The sequence below is a fragment of the Pseudoalteromonas sp. Isolate3 genome, from assembly GCF_022398505.1.
Classification (GTDB): domain Bacteria; phylum Pseudomonadota; class Gammaproteobacteria; order Enterobacterales; family Alteromonadaceae; genus Pseudoalteromonas; species Pseudoalteromonas apostichopi.
Genome location: NZ_JAKEVN010000139.1, coordinates 1 through 9,327, shown reverse-complemented (window position 1 = coordinate 9,327; position 9,327 = coordinate 1). Strand labels below are relative to the sequence as shown.

Sequence of the window (9,327 nt, the reverse complement as noted above, 5' to 3'; positions counted from 1 at the left end):
CGTTTGAGATACTTTCGCGTCTCAAGGGCTGTGCATTCTACGCAAGCCGTTATTTTTGTCAACACTTAATTTTGAGAAAAGTTTATTTTTTCAAAACTCAGTTTTACTTGACTCAACCAACTCGTCGTTTTGCTTTTTTGTAAGCAGTCCGCCGTGTCGGTGGATGCGCATTATAGGGAGATCCGAATTCAGATCAACTGTTTTTTGCAGTTTTTATTAAAAAAATGACTGTTCGCGCAAAATACGAACGAAACGTGCAAAAACCACACTAAATTAGCAGTATTTGGGTTATTTAAACAATATAAGAAGTAAAAAACTTATTTGAGTTTGTATAAAGATGGGCTCACTTAATAAAGAGAAACGTAATGATCTTTACATGTGATCTTTGTTGCTAGTTGCTAGTTGCTAGTTGCTAGTTGCTAGTTGCTAGTTGCTAGTTGCTAGTTGCTAGTTGCTAGTTGCTAGTTGCTAGTTGCTAGTTGCTAGTTGCTTCAAGATGGTATGGTGATGATTGTGGATTGATAGAGTTATTTTATTAGAAATGAATTTCAGAAAGTAAAAAGCCGAGCATAAGCTCGGCTTTTTGGTGTCTTTACGACTTACTCTGCAGACTGCGCGTCTTCTTGAACTTCTTCGTTTGTCGCTGGGCGACCAACTAGTTCAATATAAGCCATTGGTGCATTATCACCAGCACGGAAGCCACACTTAAGAATACGAGTGTAACCACCAGGACGGTCTGTATTACGTGGACCGATTTCGCTGAATAATTTACCAACTACTTCATTATCACGCGTGCGAGCAAACGCTAAACGGCGGTTTGCTACACTGTCAGTCTTAGCCAGTGTGATTAAAGGTTCAATTACACGGCGCAACTCTTTAGCTTTAGGCAAAGTTGTTTTGATGATTTCATGTTTCACCAAAGAACCAGCCATGTTGCTGAACATCGCTTTGCGATGGCTGCTGTTACGGTTTAATTGACGACCACTCTTACGATGGCGCATGACCCTATCCTTCTAACTAAACTAATATAGTGATTTAGATTATTCAGCTAGGCTTGCAGGCGGCCAATTTTCTAGGCGCATACCTAGAGAAAGACCACGTGAAGCTAGCACGTCTTTAATTTCAGTTAGAGACTTCTTACCTAAGTTAGGCGTTTTAAGAAGCTCAACTTCAGTGCGCTGAACTAAATCACCGATATATTGAATTTGCTCGGCTTTCAAACAGTTTGCTGAACGTACTGTTAGCTCAAGATCATCAACTGGACGAAGTAGAATAGGATCGAATTCTGGCTTCTCTTCTTTCTCTTCTGGCTCAGTTACATCACGTAAATCTACGAATGCATCTAATTGCTCAGCTAAGATAGTAGACGCACGGCGGATCGCTTCTTCAGGATCTAAAGTGCCGTTTGTTTCCATATCAATGATTAACTTGTCTAAGTCTGTACGTTGCTCAACACGGGCTGATTCAACCGAGTACGCAATACGTTCAACTGGGCTGAATGATGCATCAAGCAGCAGACGACCAATTGGACGCTCATCGTCATCAGAGGATAAACGACTAGATGCCGGCACATAACCGCGACCGCGCTCAACACGAATACGCATGCTGATCTCGCTGTTAGCTGTCGTAAGGTGACAGATAACGTGATCTGGGTTGGCGATAGTTACATCACCATCGTGCTGAATATCAGCCGCAGTCACAGGGCCTACACCAGATTTAGTCAGGGTCAGAAAAACTTCATCTTTGCCTTCTAAAGTTACTGCTAGACCTTTAAGGTTTAACAGAATTTCAATGATGTCTTCTTGTACGCCCTCTTTCGCGCTGTACTCATGCAATACACCGTCGATTTCTACTTCAGTTACTGCACATCCAGGCATAGATGATAACAGTATACGGCGTAAGGCATTACCCAAAGTGTGACCGAAGCCACGCTCTAATGGCTCTAAAACTACTTTAGAACGCGTTGGGTTGATAGCGTCGATATCGACTAACCTTGGTTTTAGGAATTCGGTAACAGAACCCTGCATTTTATCCTCTCTTAACTCTTAACTTTACTTAGAGTAAAGTTCGACGATTAGTTGTTCGTTAATGTCCGCAGACAGATCTGAACGCTCAGGTAGGCGCTTGAAGCTGCCTTCCATTTTCTTACCGTCAACTTCAACCCAAGTCGGCTTTTCACGTTGCTCAGCCAACTCTAGAGCAGCGATGATACGTGCTTGTGTTTTCGACTTCTCACGAATTACAACAGTATCTTCTGGAGTAATTACGTATGAAGGGATATTCACTACACGACCATTAACTAAAATCGCTTTGTGGCTTACTAACTGACGTGCTTCAGCGCGTGTGCTAGCAAAACCCATGCGATATACAACATTGTCTAAACGTTGCTCTAAAAGCTGTAACAAGTTTTCACCTGTATTACCTTTAAGGCGAGCAGCTTCTTTGTAGTAGTTACGGAATTGCTTTTCTAGTACACCGTAGATACGACGAACTTTTTGCTTTTCACGTAGCTGTAAACCGTAATCAGATAAGCGACCTTTACGAGCGCCGTGCTGACCAGGTGCAGTCTCAAGTTTACACTTAGAGTCGATAGCTCTTACGCCGCTCTTAAGGAACAGGTCAGTACCTTCACGACGACTCAGCTTGAGCTTAGGGCCCAAATATCTTGCCATGTTATTTCTCCTAACCTATTGTTAAACGCGACGTTTCTTCGGTGGACGACAACCATTATGAGGGATTGGCGTCACGTCAGTGATGTTGGTGATACGGTAACCAGCAGCATTCAAAGCACGTACAGCAGATTCACGACCTGGACCTGGACCTTTGATGAAAACTTCTAGATTTTTTAAACCGTATTCTTGAGCAGCAGTACCTGCACGCTCTGCAGCAACCTGAGCCGCGAATGGAGTAGATTTACGTGAACCACGGAAACCTGAACCACCTGCTGTTGCCCAAGATAGTGCATTACCTTGACGGTCGGTAATTGTTACAATAGTGTTGTTGAAAGAAGCATGAACGTGAGCCATACCATCAGCAACTTGCTTTTTAACCTTCTTACGACGAATTGGTGCTTTAGCCATAATCTACCCCACCTTATTTCTTGATAGGCTTGCGAGGACCCTTACGAGTACGCGCGTTAGTCTTAGTACGTTGACCACGTAGTGGTAACGAACGACGGTGACGTAGGCCACGGAAACAACCAAGGTCCATAAGGCGCTTGATATTTAATGTAACTTCACGACGAAGGTCACCTTCTACAGTGTACTTGCCAACTGCTTCACGCAATACGTCAAGTGTTTCGTCTGAAAGTTCACCGATTTTTGTGGTCTCGGCGATACCAGTCGCTGCTAAGATAGCCTTAGAGCGAGTCTTACCTATGCCATAAATAGCAGTTAAACCGATAACTGCATGTTTATGATCAGGGACGTTAATGCCAGCGATACGGGCCACTAACACATCTCCTATATTTGAATTTGGTAATCATCTGTTTGAAAAGCCCGTAAGGATACTCAAACGAAGACCAAATCACAACTAAAAACACAGGCCGAGTAAATAACTCAGCCTGCACGACTGTTTAATTAGCCTTGCCTTTGCTTGTGCTTAGGCTCACTGCAAATTACGCGTACTACACCAGCACGTTTAATAACTTTACAGTTACGGCATATTTTCTTAACGGAAGCACGTACTTTCATTGCTCAACTCCGTAAAATGACCTTATCGACCGTAGCCTTTAAGGTTTGCTTTTTTCAGCACAGAATCATACTGATGTGACATCAGATGCGTCTGTACTTGTGCCATAAAGTCCATGATTACAACAACGATAATCAAAATTGATGTACCGCCGAAATAGAATGGCGTTTGCCATGCCATAGTCATGAATTCGGGCACCAGACAGATAAAGGTTATATACAAAGCACCTGCCAATGTCAGGCGTGTCATCACTTTATCAATGTATTTAGATGTCTGCTCACCTGGACGAATACCTGGGATAAATGCGCCAGATTTTTTCAGGTTATCTGCTGTTTCACGCGGGTTAAATACCAACGCGGTGTAGAAAAAGCAGAAGAAGATAATAGCCGCAGCTAAAACCATCGCATATAAAGGTTGACCTGGAGTCAACGTTGTAGCGATTGCTTGTAGCACATCAGCGACCGGACCTTCACCCTGGCCGAACCAGCTTGCAATTGTACCAGGGAACAGAATTATACTGCTAGCAAAGATTGGTGGAATAACACCCGCCATGTTTACTTTCAGTGGTAAGTGCGTGCTTTGAGCAGCAAATACCTGACGACCTTGTTGACGCTTCGCATAGTTAACGACGATACGACGTTGACCACGCTCAAAGAATACAACTAGGTAAGTAACAGCGAATACGATTACAGCAATCAATAACAGTACAAGTACATTCAGATCACCTTGGCGCGCCATTTCGGCTGTCGAACCAATAGCAGACGGCAGGTTAGCTACGATACCAACAAAAATCAGAACAGAAATACCGTTACCGATACCACGTTCTGTAATTTGCTCGCCCAACCACATTAGGAACATAGTACCAGTTACTAAACTCACTACAGCAGTGAAGTAGAAACCGATACCAGGGTTAACAACTAACCCGTCCATCATGCCCGGTAAGCTTGTAGCAATACCGATTGATTGGATAGTAGCAAGCACAAGCGTGCCGTAGCGTGTGTACTGGCTAATTTTCTTACGCCCTTGCTCACCTTCTTTCTTAAGCTCTATAAACGGCGGATACATATGCGTTAATAGTTGCGTAATAATCGAAGCCGAGATGTACGGCATAATACCCAGTGCTAACACTGAAGCGCGCTCAAGCGCACCACCGCTGAACATGTTAAACATTTCAACAATGGTGCCCTTTTGTTGCTCGAAGAAATCGGCAAGTACAGCGGCGTCAATCCCAGGGATCGGCACGAATGAACCTAGACGGTAAATAATGATAGCACCTAGTACAAATAGTAATCGACGCTTCAATTCCGAAAGCCCACTTTGTGCACTTTTCATATCTTGACCTGGTTTAGCCATTAGTACTTCCTTAGTCTTCTACCTTGCCTCCGGCAGCTTCGATAGCTTCGCGAGCACCTTTAGTCACTTTAAGACCTTTAACGGTAACTGCGCGTGAAACTTCGCCAGATTTAACTACTTTAACGAACTGGATGTTCTTTTTAACTAGACCAGCTGCTTGTAACGCGTTTACGTCTACTACATCGCCTTCAACTTTAGCGATTTCAAAAAGGTTAACTTCAGTAGATACTAATGATTTACGTGAAGTGAAACCAAATTTAGGTAGACGACGTTGCATAGGCATTTGACCGCCTTCGAAACCAACGCGAACTTTACCGCCAGAACGTGATTTTTGGCCTTTATGACCACGGCCACCAGTCTTACCAAGACCAGAACCAATACCACGACCTAGACGTTTCTTTTCAGTTTTTGCACCAGCAGCAGGTGAAAGTGTATTCAAATGCATCGAATTAACCCTCAACCTTTACCATGTAAGAAACTTGGTTAATCATACCACGCACACATGCTGTGTCTTCTAACTCAACAGTGTGATTGATACGACGTAGACCAAGACCACGTAATGTAGCTTTATGCTTCGGTAAACGACCGATAGAGCTCTTTACTTGTGTTACTTTTACAGTTTTATTAGCCATGGTTTACCCCGTGATTTCGTCAACGCTAAGACCACGTTTAGCAGCGATTGACTCTGGAGAATTCATGTTCTCTAGAGCAGCAATCGTTGCACGAACGATGTTGATCGGGTTAGTTGAACCGTATGCTTTTGACAATACGTTCTGTACACCAGTTACTTCTAGTACTGCACGCATCGCACCACCGGCGATGATACCTGTACCTTCAGAAGCAGGCTGCATGTATACTTTAGAACCCGCGTGGCGACCCTTGATTGGGTGCTGTAGCGTGTTACCGTTAAGGTCTACACTGATCATGTTGCGACGTGCTTTTTCCATTGCTTTTTGAATAGCAGCTGGAACTTCACGTGCTTTACCATAACCAAAACCTACTTTACCTGCGCCGTCACCAACTACTGTTAGTGCAGTAAAGCTAAAGATACGACCACCTTTAACTACTTTAGACACACGGTTTACCGCGATTAGCTTTTCAGCCAAATCAGGCTGTTGTTGCTTTGCTTCTACGTTAGCCATTGTCTACTCCTAGAATTGCAGACCGGCTTCACGCGCTGCATCAGCAAGCGCCTTCACACGGCCGTGATATTTAAAGCCACTGCGATCAAAAGCAATCTTTTCGATGCCTTTGTCAGCTGCACGTTCAGCAACCGCTTTACCAACTGCTTGAGCAGCTGCAACGTTACCTGTGCCTTTAACTGTTTCGCTAATTGCTTTTTCAACAGTAGAAGCAGCAGCCAGTACATTACCCTCAGCAGTAACTACTTGAGCGTAAATGTGACGTGGCGTGCGGTGGATAACAAGACGCGTTGTGCCTTGTTCAATATAATTTCTACGAGTGCGTTTAGCACGACGTAGACGAGCTGTTTTTTTATCCATCGTCTTACCTTACTTCTTCTTAGCCTCTTTACGGCGTACATTCTCGTCCGCGTAACGAACACCTTTACCTTTATAAGGCTCAGGTTTACGGTATGCACGGATGTTAGCAGCTGTTTGACCAACTAACTGCTTGTCTACGCCCTTAACTAGAACTTCTGTTTGGCTTGGTGTTTCAATCGTAATACCTTCTGGTACTTCGAAATTCACTGGGTGTGAGAAACCAAGAGTTAAGTCTAATACTTTGCCCTTAGCTGCTGCACGGTAACCAACACCTACTAACTGAAGTTTCTTCTCGTAACCTTCATGCGTACCAACAACCATGTTGTTGATTAGAGCGCGAGCAGTACCTGCTTGTGCCCATGCATTAGCTACGCCTTCACGAGGTAAAGTTGTAATAACGTTGTCGTTAACTTGTACTTCAACAGCGTCGTTGATAGTACGAGTTAATTCACCGTTTTTGCCTTTAACTGTGATGTCCTGGCCTTTTAATGTAACTTCTACACCGGCAGGAACATTGATTGGTGCCTTTGCTATGCGAGACATAGTTCCCCTCCGATTAAGCTACAAAGCCAATGATCTCACCACCAACGCCGGCACTACGTGCTGCGCGGTCTGTCATTAGGCCTTTAGAAGTTGATACGATAGCGATACCAAGACCACCCATTACCTTTGGTAATTCGTCACGTTTCTTATAGATACGTAGACCAGGGCGGCTAACACGCTGGATATTTTCAATAACAGCTTTGCCTTCGAAATATTTTAAATCGATAGAAAGCTCAGGCTTCGCTTCACCGCTTACAGCGTAATCTGCGATATAACCTTCATCTTTTAATACTTTAGCTACTGCTACTTTCAGTTTTGAAGTTGGCATCGTTACTGATACTTTCTTCGCTGACTGACCGTTACGGATACGTGTAAACAAATCCGCAATAGGATCTTGCAAGCTCATAGTCTTACTCCCGTGATACTATTACCAGCTAGCCTTTTTAAGGCCAGGAATTTCACCGCGCATAGCTGCTTCGCGAACTTTGATACGGCTCATGCCGAATTTGCGAAGGTAACCATGTGGGCGGCCCGTAACGTTACAACGATTACGTTGACGTGAAGAGCTAGAATCACGTGGTAAAGCTTGTAGCTTTAATACCGCGTCCCAACGATCATCGTCAGATGTATTTACATCACTGATGATAGCTTTTAGTGCCGCACGCTTTTCAGCATACTGAGCAACTAATTTAGTGCGCTTTGCTTCGCGCGCTTTCATAGAATTCTTTGCCATAACCCTACCCTTATTTCTTGAATGGGAAGTTAAACGCTTCTAACAACGCACGGCCTTCATCATCTGTTTTCGCAGAAGTAGTGATTGTGATATCCATACCGCGAACACGGTCTACTTTATCATAATCAATTTCTGGGAAGATGATTTGCTCACGTACGCCCATGCTGTAGTTACCACGTCCATCAAAAGACTTAGCACTTACACCACGGAAGTCACGGATACGCGGGATAGCGATTGAAACCAAACGCTCAAAAAAGTCCCACATACGCTCGCCACGTAGGGTTACTTTACAACCAATTGGGTAACCTTCACGCACTTTGAAGCCTGCAACTGATTTGCGTGCTTTAGTGATTAGAGGTTTCTGACCAGAGATTGCTTCTAGATCCGCAACAGCGTTATCTAAGATCTTCTTGTCAGCTAGAGCTTCGCCCACACCCATGTTTAATGTGATCTTTTCGATCTGAGGGACTTGCATGACAGAGCTGAAACCAAACTTCTCTTGAAGTTCAGCGACTACTTTGTCTTTATATACTTCATGCAGTTTCGCCATCATTCTACTCCAACTATTAGATAGTTTTACCAGTAGATTTAAAGATACGTAATTTCTTACCATCTTCAATCTTGAAACCTACACGATCTGCTTTACCCGTTTCCGAGTTGTAGATCGCAACGTTTGATACGTCGATAGACGCTTCTTTCTCAACAATACCGCCAGCTTGGTTCAACTGTGGAACCGGCTTTTGGTGCTTCTTGATTAAGTTGATGCCTTCGACAAATACTCGACCAGACTCAGTAACAACTGAAAGCACTTTACCGCGCTTACCTTTGTCTTTACCGGCTAGTACGATTACTTCGTCATCACGACGGATTTTTGCTGCCATGATAGACTCCTTATAGTACTTCTGGTGCTAGTGAAACGATTTTCATGAACTTTTCAGTACGAAGTTCACGAGTCACAGGGCCGAAGATACGAGTACCAATTGGCTGTAAGTTATCATTTAAGATAACAGCCGCATTGCTATCGAAACGGATCAAAGAACCGTCCGGACGACGAACGCCTTTTTTAGTACGCACAACTACCGCGTTTTTAACATCACCTTTCTTCACTTTACCGCGAGGAATAGCTTCTTTTACAGAAACTTTGATGATATCGCCAACCGCTGCATAGCGACGGTGCGAACCGCCAAGGACTTTAATACACTGCACTTTGCGAGCGCCGCTGTTATCAGCAACGTCCAGCTGAGTTTGCATTTGGATCATGTTAATGACCTCCGGTGTAGAAATTACAACACGCCTTAATTCTGTTTAAAATCAAGACATTTCGGTTAAATTCCACTCAAAAAACAAGCAAGTTGTCTCTTAAGGGCGGGCAATTGTAGCAGCAATGACAAGGAAGTGGTAGGTTATTTTTTAATTAATTTGGAATTAATCGTGCTGCTTGCATTAAGGAATTACAGCGACTTGCTGGTTTGTTATTGATTATAAAACAAACAGGGCGCTAATGTG

17 protein-coding genes are annotated in these 9,327 nt (G+C 43.7%); all 17 read right to left on the bottom strand.

All coding sequences use genetic code 11. The annotated features are described in order from the left end of the window. Positions 1 to 599 precede the first annotated feature (599 nt). The 17 genes from rplQ to rplN all read right to left on the bottom strand — a co-directional run bounded on the left by rplQ (position 600) and on the right by rplN (position 9,081). Positions 600 to 1,001 (bottom strand): 50S ribosomal protein L17, encoded by a 402-nt coding sequence (gene rplQ, locus L1D46_RS18455; RefSeq protein ID WP_004589197.1) that lies wholly within the window; start codon positions 999 to 1,001, stop codon positions 600 to 602. Positions 1,002 to 1,040: 39 nt separating this feature from the next. Beyond that, a complete protein-coding gene (gene rpoA / locus L1D46_RS18450) occupies positions 1,041 to 2,027 on the bottom strand; it encodes a DNA-directed RNA polymerase subunit alpha (protein WP_130049939.1) in 987 nt (328 codons plus the stop codon). A 24-nt stretch (positions 2,028 to 2,051) separates the two neighbouring features. Beyond that, positions 2,052 to 2,672, bottom strand: a complete 621-nt coding sequence (gene rpsD / locus L1D46_RS18445; protein WP_036974007.1) for a 30S ribosomal protein S4 — start codon at positions 2,670 to 2,672, stop codon at positions 2,052 to 2,054. Between the two features lie 21 nt (positions 2,673 to 2,693). After that, the gene (gene rpsK, locus L1D46_RS18440) at positions 2,694 to 3,080 is read right to left on the bottom strand and encodes a 30S ribosomal protein S11 (protein WP_036974009.1); all 387 of its coding nucleotides are present in this window, start codon (positions 3,078 to 3,080) and stop codon (positions 2,694 to 2,696) included. A gap of 13 nt (positions 3,081 to 3,093) precedes the next feature. Continuing rightward, positions 3,094 to 3,450, bottom strand: coding sequence for a 30S ribosomal protein S13 (gene rpsM / locus L1D46_RS18435; RefSeq protein ID WP_036974011.1), 357 nt, complete (start codon positions 3,448 to 3,450; stop codon positions 3,094 to 3,096). A 128-nt stretch (positions 3,451 to 3,578) separates the two neighbouring features. Further along, a complete protein-coding gene (rpmJ, locus tag L1D46_RS18430; RefSeq protein WP_002959476.1) occupies positions 3,579 to 3,692 on the bottom strand; it encodes a 50S ribosomal protein L36 in 114 nt (37 codons plus the stop codon). Between the two features lie 22 nt (positions 3,693 to 3,714). Then, a complete protein-coding gene (secY, locus tag L1D46_RS18425) occupies positions 3,715 to 5,043 on the bottom strand; it encodes a preprotein translocase subunit SecY (RefSeq protein WP_036974013.1) in 1,329 nt (442 codons plus the stop codon). A gap of 10 nt (positions 5,044 to 5,053) precedes the next feature. Next, positions 5,054 to 5,488, bottom strand: a complete 435-nt coding sequence (rplO, locus tag L1D46_RS18420) for a 50S ribosomal protein L15 (protein ID WP_054554386.1) — start codon at positions 5,486 to 5,488, stop codon at positions 5,054 to 5,056. 4 nt (positions 5,489 to 5,492) lie between these two features. Continuing rightward, positions 5,493 to 5,675: a 50S ribosomal protein L30 gene (gene rpmD / locus L1D46_RS18415; RefSeq protein WP_016710201.1), complete on the bottom strand. Its 183-nt coding sequence runs from the start codon at positions 5,673 to 5,675 to the stop codon at positions 5,493 to 5,495. A gap of 3 nt (positions 5,676 to 5,678) precedes the next feature. Next, positions 5,679 to 6,185, bottom strand: coding sequence for a 30S ribosomal protein S5 (rpsE, locus tag L1D46_RS18410; RefSeq protein WP_036974018.1), 507 nt, complete (start codon positions 6,183 to 6,185; stop codon positions 5,679 to 5,681). Between the two features lie 9 nt (positions 6,186 to 6,194). Continuing rightward, a complete protein-coding gene (rplR, locus tag L1D46_RS18405) occupies positions 6,195 to 6,545 on the bottom strand; it encodes a 50S ribosomal protein L18 (RefSeq protein ID WP_130049940.1) in 351 nt (116 codons plus the stop codon). Positions 6,546 to 6,554: 9 nt separating this feature from the next. After that, positions 6,555 to 7,088, bottom strand: coding sequence for a 50S ribosomal protein L6 (rplF, locus tag L1D46_RS18400; RefSeq protein WP_054554387.1), 534 nt, complete (start codon positions 7,086 to 7,088; stop codon positions 6,555 to 6,557). A gap of 13 nt (positions 7,089 to 7,101) precedes the next feature. Continuing rightward, complete coding sequence (rpsH, locus tag L1D46_RS18395; protein WP_054554388.1) at positions 7,102 to 7,494, bottom strand: 30S ribosomal protein S8; 393 nt, start codon at positions 7,492 to 7,494, stop codon at positions 7,102 to 7,104. 21 nt (positions 7,495 to 7,515) lie between these two features. Further along, entirely contained in the window at positions 7,516 to 7,821 is a 306-nt protein-coding gene (rpsN, locus tag L1D46_RS18390; protein WP_130049941.1) for a 30S ribosomal protein S14, read from the bottom strand. 10 nt (positions 7,822 to 7,831) lie between these two features. Beyond that, the gene (rplE, locus tag L1D46_RS18385) at positions 7,832 to 8,371 is read right to left on the bottom strand and encodes a 50S ribosomal protein L5 (RefSeq protein ID WP_054554390.1); all 540 of its coding nucleotides are present in this window, start codon (positions 8,369 to 8,371) and stop codon (positions 7,832 to 7,834) included. Positions 8,372 to 8,387: 16 nt separating this feature from the next. After that, on the bottom strand, positions 8,388 to 8,702 hold the full coding sequence (gene rplX / locus L1D46_RS18380; protein ID WP_036974032.1) for a 50S ribosomal protein L24: 315 nt from the start codon (positions 8,700 to 8,702) through the stop codon (positions 8,388 to 8,390). A 10-nt stretch (positions 8,703 to 8,712) separates the two neighbouring features. Continuing rightward, entirely contained in the window at positions 8,713 to 9,081 is a 369-nt protein-coding gene (rplN, locus tag L1D46_RS18375) for a 50S ribosomal protein L14 (RefSeq protein WP_010378257.1), read from the bottom strand. Positions 9,082 to 9,327 lie beyond the last annotated feature (246 nt).

Coding starts and splice junctions, on each gene's coding strand:
- rpsK (WP_036974009.1), bottom strand. CDS start 3,080: ATGGCTAAAGCACCAATTCGTCGTAAGAAGGTTAAAAAGCAAGTTGCT.
- rplX (WP_036974032.1), bottom strand. CDS start 8,702: ATGGCAGCAAAAATCCGTCGTGATGACGAAGTAATCGTACTAGCCGGT.
- rplE (WP_054554390.1), bottom strand. CDS start 8,371: ATGGCGAAACTGCATGAAGTATATAAAGACAAAGTAGTCGCTGAACTT.
- rplN (WP_010378257.1), bottom strand. CDS start 9,081: ATGATCCAAATGCAAACTCAGCTGGACGTTGCTGATAACAGCGGCGCT.
- rpoA (WP_130049939.1), bottom strand. CDS start 2,027: ATGCAGGGTTCTGTTACCGAATTCCTAAAACCAAGGTTAGTCGATATC.
- rpsE (WP_036974018.1), bottom strand. CDS start 6,185: ATGGCTAACGTAGAAGCAAAGCAACAACAGCCTGATTTGGCTGAAAAG.
- secY (WP_036974013.1), bottom strand. CDS start 5,043: ATGGCTAAACCAGGTCAAGATATGAAAAGTGCACAAAGTGGGCTTTCG.
- rplO (WP_054554386.1), bottom strand. CDS start 5,488: ATGCATTTGAATACACTTTCACCTGCTGCTGGTGCAAAAACTGAAAAG.
- rpmD (WP_016710201.1), bottom strand. CDS start 5,675: ATGGCTAATAAAACTGTAAAAGTAACACAAGTAAAGAGCTCTATCGGT.
- rplQ (WP_004589197.1), bottom strand. CDS start 1,001: ATGCGCCATCGTAAGAGTGGTCGTCAATTAAACCGTAACAGCAGCCAT.
- rpmJ (WP_002959476.1), bottom strand. CDS start 3,692: ATGAAAGTACGTGCTTCCGTTAAGAAAATATGCCGTAACTGTAAAGTT.
- rplR (WP_130049940.1), bottom strand. CDS start 6,545: ATGGATAAAAAAACAGCTCGTCTACGTCGTGCTAAACGCACTCGTAGA.
- rpsH (WP_054554388.1), bottom strand. CDS start 7,494: ATGAGCTTGCAAGATCCTATTGCGGATTTGTTTACACGTATCCGTAAC.
- rpsN (WP_130049941.1), bottom strand. CDS start 7,821: ATGGCAAAGAATTCTATGAAAGCGCGCGAAGCAAAGCGCACTAAATTA.
- rplF (WP_054554387.1), bottom strand. CDS start 7,088: ATGTCTCGCATAGCAAAGGCACCAATCAATGTTCCTGCCGGTGTAGAA.
- rpsD (WP_036974007.1), bottom strand. CDS start 2,672: ATGGCAAGATATTTGGGCCCTAAGCTCAAGCTGAGTCGTCGTGAAGGT.